The organism is Salinicoccus sp. RF5, assembly GCF_020786625.1.
GTDB lineage: Bacteria > Bacillota > Bacilli > Staphylococcales > Salinicoccaceae > Salinicoccus.
The window spans coordinates 264,765-289,020 of the sequence record NZ_JAJGRC010000001.1; the positions used below are offsets into that span (position 1 = coordinate 264,765).

At 50.0% G+C, this 24,256-nt stretch carries 27 protein-coding genes and 1 other RNA gene; 1 reads left to right on the plus strand and 27 read right to left on the minus strand.

Translation table 11 applies throughout. From position 1 onward, the window contains the following. Positions 1–10: 10 nt before the first annotated feature. The 27 genes from LLU09_RS01450 to LLU09_RS01580 all read right to left on the minus strand — a co-directional run bounded on the left by LLU09_RS01450 (position 11) and on the right by LLU09_RS01580 (position 23,541). Complete coding sequence (locus LLU09_RS01450; protein ID WP_228310172.1) at positions 11–2,785, minus strand: 2-oxoglutarate dehydrogenase E1 component; 2,775 nt, start codon at positions 2,783–2,785, stop codon at positions 11–13. 100 nt (positions 2,786–2,885) lie between these two features. After that, entirely contained in the window at positions 2,886–4,250 is a 1,365-nt protein-coding gene (locus LLU09_RS01455) for a HAMP domain-containing sensor histidine kinase (protein WP_228310173.1), read from the minus strand. Then, positions 4,247–4,921, minus strand: coding sequence for a response regulator transcription factor (locus tag LLU09_RS01460; RefSeq protein ID WP_228310174.1), 675 nt, complete (start codon positions 4,919–4,921; stop codon positions 4,247–4,249). Before LLU09_RS01460 ends, LLU09_RS01455 begins: the two co-directional genes overlap by 4 nt. 275 nt (positions 4,922–5,196) lie before the next feature. Next, complete coding sequence (locus LLU09_RS01465) at positions 5,197–5,823, minus strand: phosphatase PAP2 family protein (RefSeq protein WP_228310175.1); 627 nt, start codon at positions 5,821–5,823, stop codon at positions 5,197–5,199. Beyond that, complete coding sequence (locus tag LLU09_RS01470; protein WP_228310176.1) at positions 5,820–6,899, minus strand: undecaprenyldiphospho-muramoylpentapeptide beta-N-acetylglucosaminyltransferase; 1,080 nt, start codon at positions 6,897–6,899, stop codon at positions 5,820–5,822. The genes LLU09_RS01465 and LLU09_RS01470 overlap by 4 nt, the downstream gene beginning before the upstream one ends. A 98-nt stretch (positions 6,900–6,997) precedes the next feature. Then, a complete protein-coding gene (locus LLU09_RS01475) occupies positions 6,998–8,638 on the minus strand; it encodes a S41 family peptidase (protein WP_094905508.1) in 1,641 nt (546 codons plus the stop codon). Positions 8,639–8,739: 101 nt separating this feature from the next. Further along, on the minus strand, positions 8,740–9,459 hold the full coding sequence (deoD, locus tag LLU09_RS01480; protein ID WP_228310177.1) for a purine-nucleoside phosphorylase: 720 nt from the start codon (positions 9,457–9,459) through the stop codon (positions 8,740–8,742). Positions 9,460–9,495: 36 nt separating this feature from the next. Further along, positions 9,496–9,717, minus strand: a complete 222-nt coding sequence (locus LLU09_RS01485; RefSeq protein WP_094905510.1) for a YozE family protein — start codon at positions 9,715–9,717, stop codon at positions 9,496–9,498. Beyond that, positions 9,717–10,217, minus strand: coding sequence for a PTS sugar transporter subunit IIA (locus LLU09_RS01490; RefSeq protein ID WP_094905511.1), 501 nt, complete (start codon positions 10,215–10,217; stop codon positions 9,717–9,719). The genes LLU09_RS01485 and LLU09_RS01490 overlap by 1 nt, the downstream gene beginning before the upstream one ends. Before the next feature lie 36 nt (positions 10,218–10,253). Beyond that, a complete protein-coding gene (gene msrB / locus LLU09_RS01495; RefSeq protein ID WP_094905512.1) occupies positions 10,254–10,679 on the minus strand; it encodes a peptide-methionine (R)-S-oxide reductase MsrB in 426 nt (141 codons plus the stop codon). After that, positions 10,680–11,201: a peptide-methionine (S)-S-oxide reductase MsrA gene (gene msrA / locus LLU09_RS01500; protein WP_094905513.1), complete on the minus strand. Its 522-nt coding sequence runs from the start codon at positions 11,199–11,201 to the stop codon at positions 10,680–10,682. A 16-nt stretch (positions 11,202–11,217) separates the two neighbouring features. Further along, entirely contained in the window at positions 11,218–11,763 is a 546-nt protein-coding gene (locus LLU09_RS01505) for a DUF2140 family protein (protein ID WP_228310178.1), read from the minus strand. A 14-nt stretch (positions 11,764–11,777) separates the two neighbouring features. Further along, entirely contained in the window at positions 11,778–12,257 is a 480-nt protein-coding gene (locus tag LLU09_RS01510) for a dihydrofolate reductase (RefSeq protein WP_228310179.1), read from the minus strand. 10 nt (positions 12,258–12,267) lie between these two features. After that, positions 12,268–13,224, minus strand: a complete 957-nt coding sequence (locus LLU09_RS01515; protein ID WP_228310180.1) for a thymidylate synthase — start codon at positions 13,222–13,224, stop codon at positions 12,268–12,270. Positions 13,225–13,427: 203 nt separating this feature from the next. Then, complete coding sequence (locus LLU09_RS01520; protein WP_228310181.1) at positions 13,428–13,865, minus strand: BrxA/BrxB family bacilliredoxin; 438 nt, start codon at positions 13,863–13,865, stop codon at positions 13,428–13,430. 1 nt (position 13,866) lies between these two features. Next, on the minus strand, positions 13,867–14,727 hold the full coding sequence (locus LLU09_RS01525) for a virulence factor (protein WP_370632468.1): 861 nt from the start codon (positions 14,725–14,727) through the stop codon (positions 13,867–13,869). After that, positions 14,691–14,975, minus strand: coding sequence for a NifU N-terminal domain-containing protein (locus LLU09_RS01530; RefSeq protein WP_228310182.1), 285 nt, complete (start codon positions 14,973–14,975; stop codon positions 14,691–14,693). Before LLU09_RS01530 ends, LLU09_RS01525 begins: the two co-directional genes overlap by 37 nt. Positions 14,976–14,985: 10 nt before the next feature. After that, a complete protein-coding gene (locus LLU09_RS01535; RefSeq protein ID WP_084184823.1) occupies positions 14,986–15,159 on the minus strand; it encodes a zinc-finger domain-containing protein in 174 nt (57 codons plus the stop codon). A gap of 63 nt (positions 15,160–15,222) precedes the next feature. Beyond that, positions 15,223–15,618, minus strand: a complete 396-nt coding sequence (locus LLU09_RS01540; protein WP_228310183.1) for a ribonuclease HI family protein — start codon at positions 15,616–15,618, stop codon at positions 15,223–15,225. Between the two features lie 11 nt (positions 15,619–15,629). After that, a complete protein-coding gene (locus tag LLU09_RS01545) occupies positions 15,630–16,502 on the minus strand; it encodes a 5'-3' exonuclease (protein ID WP_228310184.1) in 873 nt (290 codons plus the stop codon). Next, positions 16,495–17,358: a sulfurtransferase gene (locus tag LLU09_RS01550; protein WP_228310186.1), complete on the minus strand. Its 864-nt coding sequence runs from the start codon at positions 17,356–17,358 to the stop codon at positions 16,495–16,497. Before LLU09_RS01550 ends, LLU09_RS01545 begins: the two co-directional genes overlap by 8 nt. Next, positions 17,355–20,786, minus strand: a complete 3,432-nt coding sequence (locus LLU09_RS01555) for a dynamin family protein (RefSeq protein WP_228310187.1) — start codon at positions 20,784–20,786, stop codon at positions 17,355–17,357. Before LLU09_RS01555 ends, LLU09_RS01550 begins: the two co-directional genes overlap by 4 nt. Beyond that, a complete protein-coding gene (locus LLU09_RS01560; RefSeq protein ID WP_228310191.1) occupies positions 20,734–21,861 on the minus strand; it encodes a THUMP domain-containing class I SAM-dependent RNA methyltransferase in 1,128 nt (375 codons plus the stop codon). Before LLU09_RS01560 ends, LLU09_RS01555 begins: the two co-directional genes overlap by 53 nt. 89 nt (positions 21,862–21,950) lie before the next feature. Next, positions 21,951–22,334, minus strand: an RNA gene (gene rnpB, locus LLU09_RS01565) — RNase P RNA component class B. 10 nt (positions 22,335–22,344) lie between these two features. Then, positions 22,345–22,671, minus strand: coding sequence for a cell division regulator GpsB (gpsB, locus tag LLU09_RS01570; RefSeq protein ID WP_228311102.1), 327 nt, complete (start codon positions 22,669–22,671; stop codon positions 22,345–22,347). Between the two features lie 4 nt (positions 22,672–22,675). Then, positions 22,676–23,215, minus strand: coding sequence for an SLOG family protein (locus tag LLU09_RS01575; protein WP_228310192.1), 540 nt, complete (start codon positions 23,213–23,215; stop codon positions 22,676–22,678). Beyond that, entirely contained in the window at positions 23,212–23,541 is a 330-nt protein-coding gene (locus LLU09_RS01580; protein WP_228310193.1) for a hypothetical protein, read from the minus strand. Before LLU09_RS01580 ends, LLU09_RS01575 begins: the two co-directional genes overlap by 4 nt. A 97-nt stretch (positions 23,542–23,638) precedes the next feature. On the opposite strand from LLU09_RS01580, the gene recU reads away from it, so the two are divergent. Next, on the plus strand, positions 23,639–24,250 hold the full coding sequence (recU, locus tag LLU09_RS01585) for a Holliday junction resolvase RecU (RefSeq protein WP_228310194.1): 612 nt from the start codon (positions 23,639–23,641) through the stop codon (positions 24,248–24,250). The last annotated feature ends 6 nt before the right edge of the window (positions 24,251–24,256 follow it).

Genomic DNA, 24,256 nt, shown 5'->3' on the forward strand with positions numbered 1-24,256 from the left:
ATTCTACCTCCTATGATTTTAGAGCAGTTTCAATAATATTTTGTTGTATCAGTTTGTAGGATTCCCCATCACCTTCTGCAGTAGAGGCGCGTTTGATCCTGCCTACATAGTTCAGGTCCACCTTGTCGGGTACGATTTCAAGAAGGAAAGGCAGTGCATAGTGATAAGCACCCATATTCTGCGGTTCTTCCTGGACGAATCTCACTTCATCAAGGTTTCTGAGGTCGTTCAAGACCTCTTGGATCTGTTCGGATGGGAATGGATAGATCTGTTCCAGCCTGATGAGGAGGATTTCGTCGTTCGGATTCTCCTTCTGCTCGGTCATGATATCCACAGCCATCTTACCGCTTGCAATAAGCACCTTCTTGACCTTCGTCTTCTTGTATGAAGGGACGATGATCTCCCTGAAGCCACCTTCTACAAAGGCACTTACCGGTTCGCTCACAATCTGGTTGCGGAGCAAGCTCTTCGGAGTCATGAGGACCAGAGGCCTCATCTTTTCAGTGTCCAGGTACTTTGCCTGTTTCCTCAACAGATGGAAATAGTTCGATGCACTGGACAGGTTGGCCACGGTCATATTATTCTCTGCAGCAAGCTGGAGATAGCGTTCCAGGCGTGCTGAGGAGTGCTCTGCCCCCTGGCCTTCCTGGGCATGAGGGAGAAAGAGCGTCATACCGCTGGTTTCTCCCCACTTGGCATTGCCGGCAACCATGAAGTTGTCGAACATGACTTGTGCCATATTGGAGAAGTCCCCATACTGTGCTTCCCAGATTGCGAGGACATCCTTGCGTTCCACATTGTATCCATAATCGAATCCGACAACGGCTGCTTCGGAAAGTGGTGAGTTATGGACATCGAAGGTGGCATTTGAATTGCTCACCTCATGGAGCGGCACATGCTCCTCCCCTGTTTCAGGATCATGAAGGACTGCATGCCGCTGGGCGAATGTTCCACGCTCTGAATCCTGTCCGGTCAATCTGATCGGTGTACCATCCTGGTTGATCGTTGCAAAGGCAAGCACTTCTGCATGTGCCCAGTCCACAAGGTCTTCCTCGTTGTCAAATGGCTTCTTACGGCGGTCAAGAACGTTGGACAGCTTTTTGAAGACAGTGAAGGATTCCGGATATTTGAATAGGTCATCATTGATCTCCTGGAGACGTTCACGGGAAATTTCATCGACAGGATTTTCCTGTCCCTCGAGAATTGCCTCAGGTGTCTGTAGGTCTCCATCAATGTTCGTATCCTTCTTGTCGATCTTGTCATGTGCCGCCCTCATTTCATCGAAGACGCCCTGGATGATTTCATCCTTTTCGTCCTCGGAAATGATGTTCTGCTCGACAAGCTGAGCTCCATAGATTTCGTCGATTGTATCGTGGGACTTCACTTCCTGGTAAAGGAGCGGGTTTGTTGCAGAAGGTTCGTCCATTTCATTATGTCCGTATCTTCTGTAGCCGACTACATCGATGACGATGTCCTTGTTGAACTTCTGGCGGTACTTGAGTGCGATCTCGATGGAGCGCAGTACATGTTCCGGCTTATCGGCATTGACATGCAGTATCGGCAGGTCGAATCCCAAAGCGGCATCTGATGCGTATACCGTAGATCTTGCATCCGTCTCCTCTGTCGTGAAGCCGATGCGGTTGTTGGCGATGATGTGCATTGATCCACCAGTGCTGTAGCCCTCAAGCTTGCCGAGGTTCAGAGATTCATAGACGATGCCCTGTCCAGGGAATGCGGCATCCCCATGTATGATGGCGGCGATTGCTTTATTGTAATCCTGTTCCGGCTTACCGGCATGGTCGGTGGTCTCCTGCTGTGCGCGTGCTTTACCAAGCACGACAGGGCCCACCACTTCCAGGTGGCTCGGGTTGTTGGCAAGGCTGATCCGCTGTTCAAGGCCTTTGTCATTTCTCGTCTTGGCCCCACCCAGGTGGTATTTCACATCTTTCATCCACCCCTGTGTAATCTCAAGGGAGCCATCTTCTGGGAGGAACTTCATCGGATCTGTATGCATGAATTCACTGATCATCATTTCATATGGTTTTTCCAGAATGTGGGTCAACACATTCAGACGGCCGCGGTGCGCCATACCGATCTGGAGGTTTGGTATGCCCTCCTCAGCCATGAGGCCAAGCAGATGATCGAGCATCGGCACGAGTGAATCGAGCCCTTCGATTGAAAAGCGTTTGGCACCGACGAAATTCTTGTGGAGGTATTTTTCAAAGCCTTCAACCTTCGCCAATGTTTCAAACAGATGTTTCTTTTCATCTGAAGAAAGTGAGATTTCTTCCTGTGTTTCGATGGTTTCCTTCAGCCATTGGCGCTCTTCCGTATCGTTGATATGCATATATTCATACGCAAGCGGGCCAGTGTACAGTGAATGGAGTTGGGTTACAGCTTCATAGGCATTGTCATAGTAGTCGCCAAGATGCACGCTCACGAGCGATGCAGGCATATTTTTAAGGTCGTCCTCCGTGAGGTCGTAGTCTCCATAGTCCAGGCTTGGAATGTTTTTGACATCCGGTCTGTAAAGCGGATAGATGTCTGATTCCAAGTGACCGAACAGCCTGATGTTGTCGATCAGCCGCAATAGGCTTTTCACTTTACTATGATCCATATCCGATTGGACAGTGCCTGGCTGACCAGAACTAATGTTGTCAAATAGGAAGCGCATTTCATCGCTTACACTGTCCGGATCATCTTGATACATGTCATGAAGCTCGAGAAGCAACCCCATATTGGTACCGAAACGTACCGGGGCGCTCTCAAGTTCTCTCTCTTGCATTTTGCCACCCTCTTTAGAATCTTTTTAACTTATACAGTACCATTCTAGCACTATGGTATACCGTTTTAAAGCCAATAATGCCTGTTATTATAACATTTATCTAATTTTCAAGAGGGAAACGGATGGTCACTTTTGTAAAAGTTCCTTCTTTGCTGTCAATCCATACTTTCCCCTTATAGTTATCGATAAGTTTTCTTGCTATAGAGAGCCCAAGGCCATTTCCTCCAAGCTCTCTGCTCCTCGATTTGTCCACCCTGTAGAACCGGTCGAATATGGCTTCGATTTCATCTTCCGGTATGCCGATGCCGTGGTCTGTTATGGCGATATCGAAATGTCCGTCCTTCTTCTCGGTGGTCACGATGATGTGTTTTCGTTCATGATCATATTTGAGGGCATTATCAAGGAATATCACCAGGATCTGCTCAAGGTGGTAGGGATTGATGTGGAACTTTATGGGCCGTTCGTCGAGGTCAAGTGTGAAAGTATAGTCGGGATGCAGTTTTCTGAGTGCATCGACCCTGCTCTTTATTTCTTCATTGATTTCTGCTTCCTCTGTCACTTCTGCAGTCTTCCCATCATTTTTGGTGAGCAGCAGTAGTTCTTCGACCAGCTTATTGATCCGCTGTAGCTCATCTATGGATATCTTCAATGATTCATCGAGCACTTCAGGCTTGTGCCTGCCCCACCTGCTGATCAGCTTGAGGTGACCCTGGATGATCTGGAGTGGTGTCCTCAGTTCATGGGAAGCATCTTCAACAAACTGCTTCTGCTGATTATATGAACGCTCCAGGGAATCCATCATATGGTTGAAGGAGTCGACCATGTAGTCCGTCTCTTCAGTGTTCGTCTCTATCTGGAGGCGTTCCGAAAAGCCTTCCGCCTCAATCCGCCTCAACTGATATGCTATGTTCCTGATGGGCTTCACCATCTGAGTTGAAAAGAAGTAGCTGACGATCGAGGTGAATAATATCGACAGGAATCCGATGATGATGGCAATGAATACCATCATTCTGATGACAGAATTATAGTAGTCGAGGGGGTGGACGACAGTAATGTAACCATCCCAGTATTGCGAATCGAGTTTCACACGGCCTTCAAGGAAGCTGCCATCATCATTGTTCATGGCGGAGATCTCCCTATCATGGACAGGTTCGAAGCTGCTGTCCAGATCCATTGGGATTCCCGTCGTGGCGCTGAAGACTTCTTCACCGCTCTGTGTGTAGAGTATCATCTTCTGCCTGTCATACAGACTGGAATAGATTTCATTCTGGCTGATCGTATTGATTGGCTGAGATTCATACAGACTCTCCAGCTCTTCAAGGCTTCTGTCGACCGAACGGTATTCCTGGTCCTTCAGATACATGCTGGTGAAATAGATGAGCAGTGAACTGAATATCAGGTATGTGATGGAGATGATGAGCGTCGAAAGGCGCAGCCATCTGTATTTCAGGGATTGTTTATTCATGACCGGATCACATACCCTACACCCCTGACAGTCTCTATCAGTTTGTGCTTGTCGAAAGGTTTGAGCTTGTTTCGGAGGTATCTGATATAAACATCCACCACATTCGTCTCCACTTCACTGTCATACCCCCACACATGGTCAAGAATGGTCTCCCGTTGCAGGACGACACCGGCATTCTTCATCAGGAGATGGAGGAGTTCATACTCCGTCTTGGTCAAGTCGAGCTCCCTGTCGTCCAGAGTGACGTGGTAGGCGGATGTATCCATCGTTATGCCATGGAGTTCCAGTATTTCCCGGTTGTCTTCCTTTGAACTGGAACGTCTCATGATGACGCGTATCCTAGCGAGCAGCTCCTCTATTTCGAAGGGCTTCACAATGTAATCATCGGCGCCATAGTCCAATCCGATCACCTTATCATAGGTTTCCCCCTTGGCTGTAATGATGATGATTGGTGTATCCTTCTCCTTCCTCAGCCGGCGGCATACTTCCAGTCCATTCAGTTTCGGGAGCATCAGATCAAGCAATATGCAGTCGAAATCATGGTCGAGTGCTTTCTGCAATCCCTCCTCCCCATCAGCAGAAAGTGTCACATGATAGCCTTCATGGACCAGTTCCAGTTCTATGAATCGTGCGAGGTTCAGTTCATCTTCAACTACTAGAATATGTTTCATCATTATCTTCCTATCATTTATTTTTCCCCATCATAACATCAAGGGATGGCAGGACAGCGGGAATGTATGGCTGCTCCTGCAATTCACCTGCCATGAGTATCATGGGATGGATGCACAATCTGCCTTCCAAGACATTATATTGGAAACATAAAAGAAATGGCAACGCCCCGCGGGACGCTGCCATGTGTTTATGGATATATAAACTTGTCTTGAAAATGATCTGTTAAATAAGGGGGGCTTATTCATTCTCATTGATAATCATTTTCAATTACATTTTATATAGGCGATGGTAATCTGTCAAGCTTTTTATGGAGGATGAAGCTCGTAGCGATGACGACAGCTGTACCGGCCACAATTCCAGCAATTACATCCGTGGGATAATGGACGCCAAGGTAGACTCTTGAAGAAGAAATCATCAGTATGAAGAATGCACATAATCCATACAGCATGCTTTTATTATTCAGACCGCTGTTCTTGATCAGCGTCATGAGGGAGCCGAAGAAGATCGTCGATCCCATCGCATGCCCACTTGGAAAACTGAATCCTTTGATATCGATGAGTCTCAGCATGGAAGGTCTTTCCCTGTCGAATGAATTTTTCATGACCGGAATGAGTACGCTGCTTGCGAGCATGGAGATGATCATGAAAAGGGTCTCGAACTTCAGCCTGTAGAGCATCAATATCGTAATCATTATCAATGAAAGGATGACCATCGACAGGACTTCACCGACCTGTGTGAAGCCGAGCATCAATGCTGTTGTAATGAAGCTCTCGGAAGCATAGATGAACTCATAGACTTCAGTATCGATCCAATGTCCGATACGGGACTCATGAAAATAGGCGATGACGCCAAAAATGAGGGTAAAAACCAGAAAGAGCGAAAGTTTCTTCATTCGGGTCATCGCTGCCCCTCCCCATCGAGCAGAAGATTGACAAGTGATTCCGGCCTGAAGCCACCTTCAAACTTCTTCATGCATTCCACGATGGCATCCTTGTTGCCTTGGATGCGGTCCAGGGTGGTCTGGAATGTTTCAAGATCCAGTTCTTCGTCCTGAATGACTTCAGCATAGCCCTTTTCCTTGAAGTACTCGGCGTTTTCAACCTGATCTCCCCTGCTCTGAGAGAGCGGCAGCGGGATGAGTATCATCGGCTTTTCATTCAGCAGGAACTCATAGATGGCATTCGAACCACTTCTTCCGACGGCAATATCCGAAATCCTCAGAAGGTGCGGCAGCTCCTTCTTCACGAATTCGAACTGTCTGTAGTTCGGGTTGTCGAGCCCCTCCTGGTAATTGCCCCGTCCACATAGGTGGATGATCTGCCATTCCTTCGTCAGGGCATCGAGGTTCTCCCTTACGAAGGTATTGATTGAACGGGCACCGAGGGAGCCTCCCATCACGATCATGACGGGCTTTTCTTCAGTGAATCCGGTGAGTTCATATCCGATATCCCTGTAGCCCCTTTTGAGTTCATCCCGTATCACTGGGCCCAGATACTCGGATTTTCCTTTCGGAACATACTCCAGGGTCTTCTTGAAAGTGACATAGATTTTAGTGGCGAATTTTCCAGCTATACGGTTGGCCAGGCCCGGAGTGATGTCGGACTCATGTATATATACTGGAATTCCAAGAGATTTGGCTGCCAACACAACCGGTACACTGACGAAACCGCCTTTTGAAAATACGAATTCGACCTGTTCCTTCTTCAATACTTTACGGGCATCCCCGACACCCCTCATGACTTTGAATACATCCTTGAAGTTCTCGGCAGAAATGTAGCGTCTCAGCTTTCCGCTTGAAATATTGTAGTATTTGATGGATGTTGCACCGATTATTTCCTTTTCAATTCCCTTTTTCGAACCAATATAGACAGGTTCAACACCCTTATTTATAAAGCAGGGTATAAGCAGTTTGTTAAGCATTACGTGTCCGACGGTGCCTCCACCGGTGAGGACAACTTTTCTCTTTTTCGCTTCCATACTTTCCTCCAAAACTCTTTTATGCTAATTACTTTAAACCATTTTTACTGCGGATACAATATAAAGCCGTATAAACACTGTGTTCATACGGCTTTACATTATTCTTCTGTAGATTCTTCTTCAGGAGATGCTTCGTCTACAGGTTCTTCTGTGGATTCCTCTTCCTGTTCTTCATCCTGTCCTTCGGAAGGCTCACCTTCTTCTGTTTCCTCTTCAGGCAATTCTATTTCAAGGTGCTGTGCCCTGCTTTCAGCATACTCCTCAATTTCTTCTTCAGTGTATTCCCCATTGATGTAGTCGACGAGATATTCGAGCTGGGCATCATTCTCATTGATGTACTCCCTCAGTTCACTCATGAGGATGGTGGAAGTTTCACCTGTCACATTCCCGGTCATTTCAAGACCATTGTCGGACTGGAAGTCACCGACCGCTGTCGTAAGATCAGGGCCGAAATCTTCATCGAAGTCTTCAATTTCGTAGCCGAGGGTATCGAGAGCAACTTTGATCGACGGCACCGTCTCATTGGCAATGCCCTCTGTGTACACTTCATCCGGGCTGAGCATATCGACCCTGTAATAATCGGGGTTGACGAGTTTAATGTCCGGTGTGATGCCTTCCCCATGTATCCAATGGCCGTTTGGTGTCAGCCATTTGGTGTTCGTATATTTCAGAAGGGAGTCGTCACCGAATTCCACTGTCTGCTGGACGACACCTTTGCCGAATGATTGCGTACCAGCGATGGTGGCGCCGGTGAGGTCGTCCATGGCGCCCGCAAAGACTTCTGAAGCGCTCGCCGATCCTTCATTGATCAGGATGTAGACGGTGAAGTCCTCCGTATTCGGGTTTGCTTCCCCGCTTGTCGCTATTTCATTGCGTTCGCCATTATTATCTTCAAGGGACAGCACGGTCTGGCCCTCATCGATGAACTGGTTGATCATGTTGACCGCCTCATCCAGCAGGCCGCCAGGATTGTATCTGAAGTCGATGATGACGTCCTCGACGTCGTCTTCAGCAGCTTCATTCAGTTTGCTTTCAAATTCTTCGGTCGTCCCTCTCTGGAAGCGATTGACACTGATGTGTCCGACGCCATCGACTTCTTCATACGTCACACTGTCGATATGGATCGTATCCCTTGTGATCGTTATGTCGATCGGATCGCCTTCCCCTCTTACGATGGTGAGCACGACGTCCGTCCCCTTTTCACCACGTATGAGCTGCACAGCCTCCTGGGTCGTCCATCCTTCAATGGACTCGCCGTCGACCGCAATGATCTCATCGCCAGGTTCGATGCCCGCCTCTTCTGCCGGCGAGCCGCGCATCGGTGAAGTCACGATGATGCGATTGCCTTCCTGCATCACTTCTGCTCCGATGCCTTCGAAATTTCCTGTGACCGTTTCCTGGAATGCTTCCGTCTCTTCGTTGTTCATGTATTCACTATACGGGTCATCCAATCCTTCGACCATGCCCTGGATGGAGGATTCAATCAGGGCATCCCGGTCCACATCTTCATAGTATTCGGAGTTGATCGTGTCATATACATTGTACAGTTTGGAAAATTCGCTTCTCGTATCGGTCCCCACATTGACGGCCTTTTCATTCCCGGCTTCCAGACTGAGCGCAGTAATGACCGCCGTTGCTATGACCGAAGTCAGCAGGATAATGATGAACCAGAAAAGTTTTATGTTGATCCGGCGTCCACCCGGATTCTTCGTCTCATGACGCTCATGTTCTTCGTTCAAAACTTACACCTAATTTCTACTTGAATAATTAAGTTTTAGTTTACCAGTTTAAGTATGAAAGTTAAAGAAAAAGAACAGTGCATGGCACTGTTCCTGGCTCCCTATTGATTTTCTTCGATGAATGGTAGGCTGGCATCCAATGCGACTTCAATCATCTCATTGAATGTCGTCTGGCGCTCCTCGCTCGATGTCGCTTCACCTGTCAGCACATGGTCGGATACCGTCAAGATGGAGAGCGCCCTTGCATCGAACTTCTTGCTGATGGTGAACAGCGCACTCGATTCCATCTCGAGGGCAAGCACACCATATTGGGCGAGCTGCTCGATGTTGCCATTTTCATCATAGAATGAATCCGCTGTGAAAACGTTGCCCACTTGGACGTTCAGGCCCTTCTTCTTCGCTTCATTGTAGCTTGAAAGCAGCAGTTCGAAGTCGGAAGTCGGAGCATATTCGATATTTTTGAAAAGCTTCCTGTTCTGGTAGGAGTCGCTTGAGGCACTCTGTGCAAGGATGACATCCCTTACTTTGACGTCCTTCTGGATTGCGCCGCATGTACCGACCCTGATCAGGTTTTTGACCCCATATTCATCCATGAGTTCGTGGATATATATGGAGATTGAAGGGACACCCATGCCCGTTCCCTGTACGGAAATGCGCTTCCCTTTGTAGTATCCGGTGAAACCGAGCATGTTACGTACTTCATTGTAGCAGATGACATCGTCCAGGAAGTTCTCTGCGATATACTTCGCCCTGAGCGGATCTCCCGGCAGCAGGATAGTGTCTGCAATATCACCTTTTTTTGCATTGATGTGAATACTCATGTCTAAAATTCTCCTTTGGTAGTATTGCGGCTGCAGCTAATGCTCCAGCCAGTTGCGATAGTCTTCAAAAGCTGTGTCATAATGCGAAAGCGGCATGTCCTCGTAGGGGTTCCTCTCCAGGTAGTCTGATATTTCAAGATAGTCGTCGGAATACTTCGGGAACATGGCATCACCCGCAATATGTTCGGCCAGTCGGCCGATGGGTGAAGCTTCCCCTCTTCGTGTTCTGATATATTGATAGAAGGAATAGTTCTTCATTACTTGATGGATGCGCTCGCAACGACAGTGTCCGCCCGATCCAGGTCCGTAACTTCCTTAAGGTCGAACGAGTCAAGAACATCACTGTTTGTGATGATGACCGGGGAGATTGTACTGTTCGCTTCCGATTTTACTAGATCCATGTCGAAAGTGACAAGCTTGTCACCCTTCTCGACCTTGTCCCCTTCCGATACGTGGCCTTCAAACCCTTTACCTTCCATCGCTACAGTCTCCAGGCCGATGTGTATGAGCACTTCCAGACCGTTATTGGTTTTGATGCCGACAGCATGGTTCGTAGGGAATACCTGCATGACTGTTCCAGCCACCGGTGCTACGACTTCCCCATCCGTCGGATCGACGCCGAACCCTTCACCCATCATCTTTTCTGCGAAGACCGGGTCGGGAATATCTTCCAATTTAACATACTTTCCATTCAATGGACTCGTGATTTCGATTTCTTTGTCTACATCATTCTTTTTTCCAAATAGATTTTTAAACATTTGAATTCTCTCCTGTCCAAGTAAGTTTTTGAAAGTCTACTCAAAGTACTTCAAATATTCACCATAGCCTTTTTCCTCAAGTTCATCCTTCGGAATGAACTCGAGCGCTGCTGAATTGATGCAGTAGCGCAGTCCTCCGAGTTCCTGTGGGCCGTCTTCGAATACGTGGCCAAGGTGGCTGTCCGAGGACTCACTCCTGACTTCGGTACGCCGCATGCCGAAAGAATCGTCGAAGTGCTCCGTCACATCTTCCGATATGCTTTTTGCAAAACTCGGCCATCCGCAGTCGGAGGCAAATTTGTCCCGTGAAGTGAACAGGGGTGTTCCCTTGATCTTATCCACATACAGGCCATCCTCATAATGGTTCCAGTATTCATTCTGAAAAGGAGGTTCTGTGCCGTTCTCCTTCATCACCTTGTATTCTTCTGCAGTCAGTTCGCTTTCATTTCTTTCAATAGCCATCTATTCCACTCCCCAATGCTCTTCCAAGAATGATTTTCTGCCTGAGCCCTTGAAGTATGCGTTGTAATGCGCACTGTTCGTCTTGTAGAAGTCCTGGTGCTCCTCTTCCGCCCTGTAGAAATTCTTATAGGGCAGAACCGGAGTCCTGATGGGACCATTGAATATGTTCTGGGCATCAAGAGACTCTATCGTTGCCTCGGCAACACGCTTCTGTTTGTCATCATGATAGAATATCGCAGGCATATACTGCGGGCCCCTGTCGCCAAACTGGCCGCCTGTGTCTGTAGGATCGAAGGTTTTGAAGAATATATCCAGCAGTTTTTCATAGGACATCACATCTTCATCAAAATCAATCTGTACTGCTTCGACATGACCCGTGGTGCCACTCGTCACCTCTTGATATGTCGGGTTCTCCACATGTCCGTTCGAATACCCGGAAACGACGGAGTTGACGCCTTCAAACTGATCGAATGGCTTTACGAGACACCAAAAACATCCGCCTGCCAATGTTGCTATTGCCAAATTGCTCACCTCTTAATTATCTTATTATAGAAAAATACCACTCATCATTCTCATAATCAATCGAATCGACTCTGACATCCCATTCAAGCTGCTCTGTGAACACTTCCGAATCGATTACAAGGGCACGTTCGTCATCCCTGAAACTGATGCCTTCGGGCAGGTCGCTCTGATCTTTGATCAGGCCATACATCATGTTCTGTGAGAGTGGCAGATCAGAAATGTTGATGTCCACCAGCTCAAACACCACTTCTTCACCAGTGGAGACCGGTTCAAGTTCGACCGAAGTTTCAATCGATAATCCGATTACCTGCCTGACCACATCCAGGGCGATCTGCTCCTCGTCTACGGTGATCGCGAGGCTCTCATCATCGATGGCATCATTGATGATGGATTCCATTGCATCGTTGTTCATCTTTACCTCTATACCCGATTCTTCTGGAGTATAATTATCATTTTCTGCCGAAGGGGCCTGATAATCGCCGCTTAGCGCTGTAGACAGCCATATGACGATAGCTGCGTTCACCAGCAGCAGTCCCATGAAAAGCCATTTCCAAATATTCAAAAGGTCACTCCCCGCTAATGTGTCCTGCGCCTGAAATGAAGGAATTCATGGGGATATCTGTTCTTGTCGTCTATGATGCCTTCTTCACTGGACACAAGTTCCCATTCCGACTCATCATATTCCGGAAAGAAAGTATCCCCGCCAAAAGTTTCGTGGATCCTTGTGATGTGCATTTCATCGACAAGGCCCATCGTCTGACCATAGACGCCGCTGCCGCCGAAGATGAATACCTCCCCTTCCAGCTCTTTGATGTCCGCCACTTCATGGATGACATCAATACCTTCCGCATCAAAATCCCTGTTTCGCGTCAGCACGACATTGCGGCGGTTCGGCAGGGGCCGCCCGAGTGAATCGAAGGTTTTCCGCCCCATGACGATTGTATTGCCCTGAGTCAGCTTTTTGACATGCTTAAGGTCATTCGGCAGGTGCCACGGCATCTTGTTCTTGAAGCCGATGACATTCTGTTCCGCGTGACATACGATTAAAGATACCATTTTCTTCCTCCTATACAGCGATTGGTGCCTTGATATAAGGATGTGATTCATAGTCCACGACTTCGAAGTCCTCATAATCCAGTTCAAACATGGAGCGCTCACCATGTATCCTTATTCCAGGGGCTTCGAAGCCATCCCGCTCGAGCTGCGTTTCAACCGCATCGAAATGGTTGGTGTAGATGTGTGCATCCCCGAGCGTATGGACGAATTCATGTGGACGGAGGCCGCACTCCCTGGCAACAAGATGCAGAAGAAGTGCATAACTTGCGATGTTGAAAGGCACACCCAGGAATACATCCCCACTCCTCTGGTAGAGCTGGAGGCTCAGCCTGCCGTCATTTACATAGAACTGGAAGAAGGCATGGCATGGCGGCAGGGCCATCGTGCCGATTTCAGCCGGGTTCCAGGCGGTGACGATATGGCGGCGGGAATCCGGGTTATGGCGGATGTTCTCCACCACATCCTTGAGCTGGTCCGTAAAACTGCCGTCGGGACCTTCCCATGCACGCCACTGGCGGCCATATACATTGCCCAGGTTTCCATACTTTTCGGCAAATTCATCATCCTCAAGGACCCTTTTCTTGAAGGCATCCATCTCCTTCTGATAGATCGCCTTGAATCCTTCATCCTTCTGGGCACGATTTCCGAAGTCGGTCATATCCGGTCCTTTGTACTCCTCAGACTCGACCCAGTTCTTGAAGGCCCATTCGTTCCAGATGTTGTTGTTGTACTGGAGCAGGAAACGTATGTTCGTATCCCCGCGTATGAACCATATAAGTTCGGTCGCAAGCATCTTGAACAGCACCTTCTTCGTGGTGAGCAGTGGAAATCCGTCCTCCATGTTGAACCTCATCTGGTGGCCGAAGATGGAATGTGTACCCGTGCCGGTACGGTCACCCTTGTACTTTCCCTCTTCCATGATCTTTTTCAGGAGATCATGGTATGTCTGATCGAAACGATTCATCATATCCTCCCCTTTTCTTTTTACGCTTATTTATATATAATAATACATGAATTCGAATAAATAAATTTCTTTTGGAGTGTGGCTTATGGAAATTATGATGACAATCGGTCTGACGCTGCTCGCTTTATATATGATCTCGATGAGCATCTACGACTAGGGCGCATAATGTCAATAAAAACAGGAAAGGCTGAGCCTTTCCTGTTTTTTTATGAGCAATGGTCGTCGAAAGCCTCTTTGATATCCATCATGATATCGTTGACGTCCCTGCCCTCGATATGTTCACGCGGCATGAAATGCACCAGCTCCCTGCCTTTGAACAATGCCATGGAAGGGCTGGAAGGTGCCTGTCCGACATACTCGCGCATACGTTCAGTCGCTTCCTTGTCCTGGCCTGCAAAGACGGTCGCCTTCCTGTCCGGTCGAATCGGGTTCTGTTCAGCGACGGTTACAGCGGCAGGTCTTGCGAGTCCTGCCGCACATCCGCAGACACTGTTGATGACGACAAACGCGGTTTCTTCAGGTGCCAGGCTGTCCATGAACTGATCGACTCCTTCAGGAGTCGTCAAATCCTCAAACGACCTTCCGGTCAACTCTTCACGCATCGGCTGGGCAATTTCCTTCATGTATGCTTCATATGGATTCATACTACCGCTCCCTTTCTTGAATTTGTTTCCAGACACTGCCTAAGGCTGCTTCCCCCTGTTCGATTCTGGCGATGGCCATTTCGATCTGGAGGCGTACATCATACTGGGGTTCATCAGTATGCGCCTTGAGGTGCGGCAGGCTTTCTTCGTTCCCCACCTCATAGATGAACATCGCTGCACGCCACCTTACGATGGGGCTCCTGTCATCAAGAAGAGGATAGATGTCCTCCAACCCTTCTACATAGCCTAGATCGCTGTAGGCGTCCCCCGCAGTCCTTCTGACGGGTACTGAACGGTCCTCGAGTGCACGCTTCAGATATGGCAGTGTCGTCTTTTCTTCAATCATGGCAAGCAGGCTCACAGCTTCCCGCCGCACCTGCATCTTTTCATCTTCAAGCGCAATTGAAAGCACTTCGTAATCCGCTTCCGTCGGCGTCTCCATATGATTGAGGAGCCATAGGCGGTCCTTCCAGTCCTCTTTTGAACGGAAGTCGTCGACGGATACTTTGAAGTACCGCTTCGGTTCCGGAGTGCTCTTCGTCTGCGCCTCCAGGACGAGCTCGGCCAGCCTCTTTTCATCATAGAGTGCATCCAGCTCCTCCGAGAGTTCCCCGAATATCTCTTCAGGTTCACCATAGCGCGTACTATAGTCCTCCCATTTCCTGAGGAGGATGATGTTATCTTCCGGCAATGTCGCTTCCTCCACCGCCTTCAGGAAATGGTCAGGCAGCTGTTTCCGGTGCTCTTCCCCGTCATTCAGCTTGATCTGATACGGTATATTCTTGAATGTCAGGACCTGTGTGGAGACGGCCCCGAAATCACTCTCTAATTTTGGTTTTTTTTTACATCCTGTTCTCCGGATGTGAACGTCTGTTCAATTTCCGGGATAAGAGTCTCCCAATCTGCTTTCGGGGACTTGTCCACAGAGATGAAATCGAGTGCGTGGAAGACACTCGTCACATCATCGAGTTCAAGGATCCTGTTGATGAAGGCAGGCGCTTCATCCGTCACCTGTCGGTATGTGGATGATTTCATTTCCGCTTTCTCTTCACTTACTGTAATCTTCATTGTGTTCGGACTTGGTGTCGGTTCAATCTTTACTATTTCCATTATAATCCTCCTATTGCAACTTATTCCCGTGTGACCGTATGGCGATGCCTACAGAACACTCGTGGATGCAGAAATTATGTGCAGCCGTCCGGGTGCCTTCGGAACGGTTCAGTTCCTTAAGAAGACAGCCTTGGCAATACTTTTCTTCAAGGGCGTTGATCTTATCCAATACTTCGAGATTCACTTTTCAACCTCCTTTTTCAATTATACCGAAATGTCCTGTATAAAAAAAGGCTGATCTCCTGGATCAGCCTTTTCTGTTCCTGTACAAAGTTCCCTTCGCCAGTTCGTCTGCCCGCCGGTTACTGCCCCTCGGCGTCCAGCTGATGATGAACAAGTCGAATTTATCAAGGTGCTGTGAAATCTGATCGAAGTATTTTTTGAATACTGGATTTTTTACATGATTCCTGTCGAAACTGTCTGCGATCACTTTTGAATCCGTATGGACGATCAGCGAATTGAAGGAATGCTCCAGTGCCTTATCCACTGCAAACGCCAATGCAGACCATTCCGCTTCGTGGTTGTCCATCTCTCCAAGGAAGGTGGTGAACTCGAGGATGCTCCCTTCATCCTTGAAGACAACCGCGCCGGCGGCCATATCAGGATTCTTCGATGCTGCCGCATCTATATATGCTCTTGCCACTGCCCCACCTCCTATAGATCCAGGGTCTGCACATATTTGCTGCTGATCTTGAGGTCATGTGCATCCAGAATGGTCTGGATTTCAGGTTTTGAAATGTTCAGGGTGCTGCGTGATTCGACAAGGCCCAGGTCTATCGGTACATCGGTGATGATTCTGGCAAGCCTGTGGGAGATCTTCAGGGAGTCGATATCCGTCTCGATCTTCGTACGCACAGCAGGTGTCAGCTGTTCGAGGTTCGTAAGGAGGTTCTCCACGCTCTGGAATTCACGGATGAGCTTGAAGGCCGTCTTCTCCCCTATACCCTTGACGCCCTTGTATCCGTCACTGGCATCCCCCATCAGCGCCTTGACGTCGATGAACTGGTCGGGTGTGATGCCGTGCTCCGCTTCAAACCGGGCCTTCGTGTACTGGTCATACACCGTATACCCCTTCTTAGTGAGCCATAATGCATTGTCTTCATCCAGAAGCTGGAGCAGGTCACGGTCGCCGCTCACGATGACGATATCCTTATATGTCTTTGAAAGGGTGCCGATGATGTCATCCGCTTCATAGCCCTTGAGGCCGATCTGGAACACGTTCAGATCATCAAGCACTTCCTTCACATAGTCGAACTGGGGAATGAGTTCATCGGGCGGTGCCACCCTGTCCTTCTTATAGTCTGCAAACCATTCGTTCCTGACGGTATGCGATCCCATATCCCACGTGATGATGAGCTGCTCCGGCCTCAGGGTCTCGACCAGCTTCAGGACATGGCGGACGACCCCCTGGACACCGTTGGTCGGCCTGTCATAGGCATTGTACATGAACTGCTGGCGGAAGCTTGTTGCATAGAAGTGGCGGAACAGCAATGCCATGCCGTCCACTACCAGTATATTGTTATTCATTTTGGGAAACGATCCTTTCATTGAGGGGGGAATCCCCTGTTTCGATGCTGTTGGCTTCAACCGTGATCCATTCCGAGAAACTGCCGCCATAGAGCCTTGCAAGCAGTCCCATTTCCCGGAGTACGAGGAACGGCGGCGTCGCGCTCATCCCCGAGCCGCAATAGACGATGATTTCCCTGAAGCTGCCGAGGAAGCTCCGCATATCTTCAAGTGCATCGAAATCCATCCTTCCCGAACGGAAAATGTCTCCGTAGGGAATGTTCACAGCCCCTGGTATATGCCCCATCTTCCGGTCGATGGGCTCCTCTTCACCGAGGTATCGCGCACGTGCCCGGACGTCAATCAGCAGGACATCTCTATCATTCACAGCCGCCTTGACTTCATCCATGCCTGCAAGCAGGTTTTTGTCGGCATCATCAAATGTGCCACTACGCTCCAGGTCTTCAGAAGGCAGAGTTGCGGCAGACTCCCTGAACTTTCCTGACAGGGAGCTGAGGCGCTCAATCGAATCATTCCACAAAAGGGCATCGAAGCCGTAGAGCCAAAACAGGTAGTAGAGCCGTGTATGGAAGAACTGCTTCTCGTCATCTAAGAGCAGCAGTGTCCCGCCCTCCTGCTTCAATGTCTGATGCAGGGCGGCGACCACACTCCTGCAGGGTATCGGATGCCTGCCTCGGTTCAGTCCGGGTGAATCGAACATCCACGGGCTCTGGGGGATATGGACAGCCCTTTTGAGAGGATGGGCGGCCACTTTCCTGCTTGATGCCTCCAGATCGTCCATCACATTCCTGCAGTCGACCAGTATAAGATCATCAGGCAGGTCACCTGCGTGGGTACTTCCGTCTATGATCGTCATGCTTCAATCCCCTCCAAATTTTCGATTGCCTGATCCAGTTTCCTGTCTTCGGCATATTCAGCATCGCTTATTTCCGGCAATGGCTCCTTCAGGGACTGCCGGATGCTCTCGAGTGGTTCCTGCATCTTCCGGTCCACCTCTCCAAGATAACCATCGATCATTGCACTCATATCGGCCTGCATCTTCTCCGCGTCCATGGACTGCACAAAGGCTTTTGCCAAATCGAGCTGCAGGGTGCGGAAGTCCCTCGGCTGGTTCCTTGCCTGGTGGAGCGGCTTCTGGAAATCGAACAGACGGTCCGGGTCGGCTCCCGCTTCCGGCTGCGGCCGGTCGACCTGCACCGTTTCGATGTGATGGGCGGTCTGTGCCTCCCTGAGCGACGCGTTCAATTTCCTGATGTCCTGCTCAAGCTCCCTGTCCGCCTTATGATAGATTGCATTGAAGCTGGTCGCAATCTCCAGGCTCAACTGCTGGTTGATGCTGTTGATGATGAAGGTCCTGTTCTCTGCAATGAACTTCCTGTTCCTCATATCAGACGCGGAGACGAGTCCCTTCAGGTGATCATACAGCTTCAGCGTCAGCTGCTTTTCCACATGGGAGAGGATGATGTCGAGCTCCTGATGCAGCGTCGGCGCCGCGCTGTGTGCGGTGAACTGTTCGAGATCCGAAATCAGTTGATTCCTGACGGCTTCGATGTGCGCCTTTTCCTCATGCTGGTTATGGTATCGCTTCATGTTGCCCGCTACGGCATGCTTCAGCTGACCCGCCGTCTCTTCGAGTGACTGGTACTGTATCATCGAGGCATTGCGGTGCGCCAGGGAAACGATCTCCTCCTTCGCATGATCGAACCGTCCGTCCCCGCCTTCAAGTGCCTGCTTCGCAGAGAGCGGGAAGACCCTGTTCTTTATATTCAGCTGACCGAGGGCGGAGCGGATGTAGTTGAGCACTTTGTCGAGATCCGCTTCCGATTTCATCAGGTCGACGGCATTGACGATGAATATGACCGGGAAGTTGTCCCCCTTGATGGACTTGATGTACTGGAGGAACTGTTCATCGGAACGGCTGAAGACATGGTTGTAGTAGGATACGTAGATGATCATGTCACTCGCTGAGATGATGTTGTGCGTCTCTTTCGTATGCCGTTCATTGATCGAGTTGATTCCAGGGGAATCGATGATTGAAAAGTTGTTCGTGAATTCATTGTCGAGGGAGAGGAAGGCCTTATGGATGAAGATCGCCTCTTCATCCGCACTGATCTTTGCGATCAGTTCATCGGTCGGCATCACAACATCGGTGCCGAGGTGCTCCCGGTGGCGGGCATAGTGGGTTTCGATGCCGTTCAGGAACGGGATATAGGCCTCTTTGACCGCCTTTTTATTCTTTCTGATCCACGGCAGGAAGTCGTCGACCGATTCGCCCTCCCTGTTCGTGATGACAGCAAGCGACTGGACGAGGTCTTCTTCAGTCTTATAGAGGGCATGGCTCTCGCCGCCACCCGCAATTTCCGTAATCGTCGCCGTCGTCGGGTTCGGGCTCGTCGTCAGGCGGGCCTCCCCCATCAGGGCGTTGATGAAGGTCGTCTTGCCGGCACTGAATCCACCAAAGACGCTGATGTTGACCTGACCGTTCCTGATGCGCTCGAGCTTGTCTTCGATGATCGTTCGGAAATCTTCATACCTTGGATGGCCCTCGAGCATCCCGGCCAATCTGGTGAAGTATGGCGTGTCCATCTCTTCCACTTCCGCCGGTCCATCGCTGTCGCTGGAGTATACCCTCTCGGGCTCCGCTTCGCCGAAGTCGTGGCTGATCGGCTCCGTCAGCTTGAGCCGTTCCATCTCATCATCCAGATGGATGTAGAAATGCCTGTAGTTATCGGTCTCTAGCGATTCCTTCAGGGCAAGTACATCTCCGAGGGATGTGTACAGCCGGATCTCTTCCGTCAGGTGGTCGTCGCTGTCCTTCTGATCCCACGCCCCTGCTTCAAGCCTCTCCAGGTGTTCCATCGCTTTTGATGAGATGTCGGATTCGATCCCACGCTTCAGCTTGTCCAAGTAGTTCATGATGTAGTTTGATGAGAGGGAGGTGATCTCCTCCTCGATCAGGACATCCGGATTCCATTCATACTTGAAGGGGGCCCCCTCAAGACCTAGGGAATCGAACATGCCGTTGACCGGAGCGTTGATCTCGGTCTGAAGCACAGGTACAATCTCCTGCCCGATCTTCTCCTTGTGCTCTTCATAGAGCATCTTCGCCTTTTTCCTCTTGCCGAACAGGCCGCCCGGCTGTATTTCACCGGCAAGGACCTTCAGGAAATCGGTGATGGCCGACTTCACCTGATGTGGATATATGTAGCTGTTTGCCGTGATATCCTTGAGTGCCTTCTGGACATGTGTGCGCAGCGCCTCCGGGTCCTCATGAAGGCGGGCGATGCCGCTCTTCTCCACTTCCTTCCCAAGATAGGCAAGGTGCGATTCCACCGCTTCACGCGTCGGCTCCCCGGCTATGTCGAGCTGCCCGCAGAGGTCCGCTTCTGCATCCTCGAGGTACTGGAGCTGCCTGTCCTCGATGTTACTGATGATCCGTTCGTGGTATGCCGCTTCATAGGCGGCCCGCGCCGCCTCGATTTCCGATATGTGCTTCGTCACCTGGTTGATTTCGTTATATGGCGAGTCATAGATCGAAGTCGTGAATACATGTTCAGGCACGATGCTCCACTGGTCCAGTGTCCGCCTGATGCGGGAGAGGAAGGTGTCCATGGAGAGCTCCCGGTCATCGTGCTTGTCGATCTGGTTGATGATGAGTGAAAACGGGATATCGAGGTCGGCGATCTCCTTGAGCAGCTTCATGTTGTGCTCGCTCTCCACATGGTTGTATTCGACTGTGAAGAAGATGTAGTCGCTGTTGAGGAGGAAGCGGTTGGTGCTCTCCCCGTGGCTGCTCGTGTTGGAATCCACACCAGGGGTGTCCTGGAAGACGGTCCGTTCCCGGAAAAGTGCATGCGGCACATTCATCGAGATGGAGGTGATGTCGAGGTCCCGCGTATTCAGTTTCCTTAAGGACTCGTAGTTTTCAAGCGGGATATACCGGTACTGGTCGACGAAAGCCTGTATCTCCTCGCTGTCCCCGATTTCAACCGAAACGGTGTTGCTGGTGGTCGGCACCGGGGAGGACGGCAGTATCTCCTGATTCAGCATATGGTTGATCAGGCTCGACTTCCCGGCGGAATAATGCCCGATGAAGGAGAAGACCAGCTGATCCTTGTAGGTCTTCATGATCGCATGGTCGATCTGGGAAACAAGATCTTCATTTTCGGACTTGAGTATTTCCTTCTTCAGTTTGTATAGGATTTCCAGTGTCTCTGTCGCAGCCAATGTTTCATTCCCCCCGCTTTCCCCAATATTGGAAGTATGTCGTTTCGATGTAGCCATTGAACAGCTTGCGGCGCTTCGTCGCCTTCTTGCCGACGATATGCTCGAACATCTTGTTCGATGTCATGAGGTAGACGCTCAGTGTCGGATCCTTCTCCATCATTTCCCCGATTTTGCGGTACATCTCCTCCACTGCCTTGGCCTCCCCGATACGTTCCCCGTATGGCGGATTGGTGACGATCTGCACATGATGCTCCTCGAGTTCCAGATCATGGATATCCCGTGTTTCGAAGTGGATATTGTCGAGCAGTCCCACTTCCATGGCATTGTCCTTGGCGATCTGAATCATTTCCGGGTCGATGTCGGATGCCAGGATACGCACTTCCCTGTCATAGTGGGCGGCCTCCTCAAGCGCCATCCGCTCGCGCTTCCAGTCCTCTTCCGGTATGATGTCCCACTTCTCAGCGTCGAATGTCCGGTTTGAGCCCGGTGCGATGTTCAGGGCCATCATGGCCGCTTCGATCGGGATGGTGCCGGATCCTGCGAATGGATCGAGCAGGGTGTTCGACCCGTCATAGTTGGCGAGCTTGAGCATGGTGGCGGCAAGGGTCTCCTTGATCGGCGCCTCACCCTGACCAGTCCTGTATCCCCGCTTGTGGAGGGCATCCCCGCTCGTATCGATGGTGAGTACGGCACGGTCCTTGAGTATGGAGATGTCGACCTTATAGCGCGGTCCGGTCTCCGGCAGCTTCGTCTTGATGCTGAAGGCGTCCTTCAGATGCTCGACGATGGCCTTCTTTACGATCCTCTGGACATCCGGCACGCTGTAGAGCGTCGACTTGTGGGAGCGTCCCGTGACGGGAAATGCCGCGGCGGGTCCGAGTATATCCGACCATGGCAGCGCCTTCGTCTTCTCGAACAGCTCGTCGAATGTCTCCACGCTGAAGTCGCCGATGATGATGCGTATGCGGTCGGCGGTCCGCATCATCAGATTGGTCCGGATGATGGCCGTCTCATCCCCCTCGAAATAGACCCTTCCGTTCTCGAGTCTTGTTTCATAGCCGAGCGCTTCGATCTCATCCGCCACTACTCTCTCTATCCCCATTGGTGTATTTGCCAGCAATTTGAACTGCATCCAAAAATCCTCTCTTTTATATGTATTATTTGTTTGATTATATAATAAAAGCTCTCCATTACAAATGGAGAGCGTATCTAGTCCGGTATCTCTGTAAGCCATGTTCTGTACCGCTGTGCTGAGGCGTGCACTAGTTACACTCGCACATTGGTGATAATCATCTGTCTATACTACAGTGTAGTATCTTTCCTCAGGTTGAATTCCCATTGGAAAGTGCTCCTACCTAATTTGGATTGCTCACTCGAGGGGTTTACCGCGTTCCACCTCCTGCATTTCTGCAGGAGCTACGTCACTGTGGCACTTTTATAGCTACTGGGGCCGTATGCATCGCACTTAGGCCGGTTCGCAGCCGTCAGCCTTGGAGGCTGCCCTGACTTATTGTTTCGTCAGGCACGAACACTACGATCGTCTCAGAATCGTGTGAGCATGGACTTTCCTCTATGCACTTGCATGCATAGCGATTATCCGAGATACCGTTTTGAACTAATTGACTTTGGACTGTCCAAACACTTTCTTCTCCAGATTGCTCAGCCGTTTCAGGATGTCTATCTGATGGGTCTGCGCCTGGTTGTCCACCGACCTCGAATGCGTCGCAACACGAATCCGGAGTTCTTCAACTTCCTTCTTCAGTCGTGCGTTCTCTTCTTCGAGTCTTTTGAGATTGCTGTTCATGTCGGCCATTTTTTGATAGTCGCTGATGACATCATCTAGGAAACTATCTACTTCAATGGGCTTGAAACCTCTAAGAGACTTCTCGAACTCTTTTTCGAATATATCCTTTGCCGAAAGCTTCAGCGTATATTCGTTCATTGTATCACCTCTCATAAGCGGAATCTATGAAAGCATTGATTTCGTCAAATTGTATTCTTTCAATATTATACGGATTATTCTCCTGGAATTCAAGCATTTGCTCGTATATGAAACGTGTTTTCGACTCGACCTCCTCATCGAATACGATGAGGGCCTGGTCGGAATGCTCGATCAGGAACTGGTTGATCATCCTGAACATCTTCGGTGACTCGTATGGACGATTGAAGACGAAGTTGTGGAAATCGCTGGCTTCCAGTATCCGGTTCAGCTTCAGCTGGTCGTCCTCCTTGTACCGGTCGTCGAACTTATGGAAAGGCTTCAGCACGCAGAGCTTGAAGCCGTACTCCTCCCGGAGGTCCATGATGGCCTCTGCGGCATAGAATTCGATGCCCGTATACCCTTGGATGATGAACCACTCGGTCCCCGTTTCAGCATACGCCCGCACCTTCTCCCGCATGAACTGCTTCAGCACTTCGGCTTCCGGCTGCGTGTCCTTGAAGATGCCGAGCTCGTATGGACGGTATCCCGCTATCAGCGTCTTCATCGGAACAGCCCCTCCCTCTCTGCATGAGCCAGCCACATGTTGATGAACTTGTACTTCTCACGGTACAGCTTCAGGCTGAACCGCCCTGCGTGGCAGGCCATCAGAAGTTCCATGAACTCCTCGACGACCTTCTCCCGTGTCGGCGGATTGAACCTGAAGTCGGTGCCGATGCCGCTGATGGCGTCCACCAGCCCCTTGTTCTCTTCAAGGAACGGTTCGATTTCGGATGCAAAATCAAATTCATAACCGCCCCTCGCCCTATCATATCTGCGGTCCACTTCATCGAGCAGCGCCCGCAGGTCTTCAAAAGATGCCTTTCTTGACAAAACTGCCACACTCCCTATAATTATCAATGGTTTAATTCCAATGATCTGTTGTATAATGTTATATTATCATCATACAGAATAATGGAAGGCGATGTACATGAAATATCCCAAGGGCATCAAACCCCGGCCGAAAGCTCCAATAAGCAGGAACCGCACACCGGACGGCAAAGTGAAGTACGGCTCCAGGGGGATGACTCTGGAAAAGGACCTGGACCAGACGAATGCATACTATCTGGAGACGGGGCGCGCCGTCATACACAAGAAACCCACGCCCGTGCAGATCGTCAATGTGGACTACCCTTCAAGGAGAAAGGCGAAGATTGATGAAGCTTATTTCAAGGTCCCTTCGACGAGCGACTACAACGGCATATACAGGGGCCGGTATATAGATTTTGAAGCAAAGGAGACACGCAACGACAAGCGCTTCCCCTTCATCAACATACATGAACACCAGGTGGACCATATGAGGCGCTGCCATGAGCAGGGAGGCATCGTGTTCATCATCATCAAGTTCTCATTATACGATGAAACATACCTGATGCCGATCGGGCATTTCCTGCCTTTCTGGGAAGCATTCCTTGATGGCGGCAGGAAGTCCATCAGGTACACGGACATAAAAGACGCGAGCCTGCTGCTGAAGCAGGGGATCAACCCGCGGATCAGCTACCTTGATGCAGTCGACGAATTTTATTTTGAGAATGGAGAATAGGATACT

Coding starts and splice junctions, on each gene's coding strand:
- LLU09_RS01465 (WP_228310175.1), bottom strand. CDS start 5,823: ATGACCCGAATGAAGAAACTTTCGCTCTTTCTGGTTTTTACCCTCATT.
- LLU09_RS01450 (WP_228310172.1), bottom strand. CDS start 2,785: ATGCAAGAGAGAGAACTTGAGAGCGCCCCGGTACGTTTCGGTACCAAT.
- LLU09_RS01470 (WP_228310176.1), bottom strand. CDS start 6,899: ATGGAAGCGAAAAAGAGAAAAGTTGTCCTCACCGGTGGAGGCACCGTC.
- deoD (WP_228310177.1), bottom strand. CDS start 9,459: ATGAGTATTCACATCAATGCAAAAAAAGGTGATATTGCAGACACTATC.
- LLU09_RS01515 (WP_228310180.1), bottom strand. CDS start 13,224: ATGATGAATCGTTTCGATCAGACATACCATGATCTCCTGAAAAAGATC.
- LLU09_RS01455 (WP_228310173.1), bottom strand. CDS start 4,250: ATGAATAAACAATCCCTGAAATACAGATGGCTGCGCCTTTCGACGCTC.
- LLU09_RS01550 (WP_228310186.1), bottom strand. CDS start 17,358: ATGACGATCATAGACGGAAGTACCCACGCAGGTGACCTGCCTGATGAT.
- LLU09_RS01485 (WP_094905510.1), bottom strand. CDS start 9,717: ATGAAGAACTATTCCTTCTATCAATATATCAGAACACGAAGAGGGGAA.
- msrB (WP_094905512.1), bottom strand. CDS start 10,679: ATGGCTATTGAAAGAAATGAAAGCGAACTGACTGCAGAAGAATACAAG.
- LLU09_RS01545 (WP_228310184.1), bottom strand. CDS start 16,502: ATGAATAACAATATACTGGTAGTGGACGGCATGGCATTGCTGTTCCGC.
- LLU09_RS01555 (WP_228310187.1), bottom strand. CDS start 20,786: ATGGCTACATCGAAACGACATACTTCCAATATTGGGGAAAGCGGGGGG.
- LLU09_RS01510 (WP_228310179.1), bottom strand. CDS start 12,257: ATGGTATCTTTAATCGTATGTCACGCGGAACAGAATGTCATCGGCTTC.
- gpsB (WP_228311102.1), bottom strand. CDS start 22,671: ATGAACGAATATACGCTGAAGCTTTCGGCAAAGGATATATTCGAAAAA.
- LLU09_RS01530 (WP_228310182.1), bottom strand. CDS start 14,975: ATGGAAATAGTAAAGATTGAACCGACACCAAGTCCGAACACAATGAAG.
- LLU09_RS01560 (WP_228310191.1), bottom strand. CDS start 21,861: ATGCAGTTCAAATTGCTGGCAAATACACCAATGGGGATAGAGAGAGTA.
- recU (WP_228310194.1), top strand. CDS start 23,639: ATGAAATATCCCAAGGGCATCAAACCCCGGCCGAAAGCTCCAATAAGC.
- LLU09_RS01520 (WP_228310181.1), bottom strand. CDS start 13,865: ATGAATCCATATGAAGCATACATGAAGGAAATTGCCCAGCCGATGCGT.
- LLU09_RS01490 (WP_094905511.1), bottom strand. CDS start 10,217: ATGTTTAAAAATCTATTTGGAAAAAAGAATGATGTAGACAAAGAAATC.
- LLU09_RS01460 (WP_228310174.1), bottom strand. CDS start 4,921: ATGAAACATATTCTAGTAGTTGAAGATGAACTGAACCTCGCACGATTC.
- LLU09_RS01575 (WP_228310192.1), bottom strand. CDS start 23,215: ATGAAGACGCTGATAGCGGGATACCGTCCATACGAGCTCGGCATCTTC.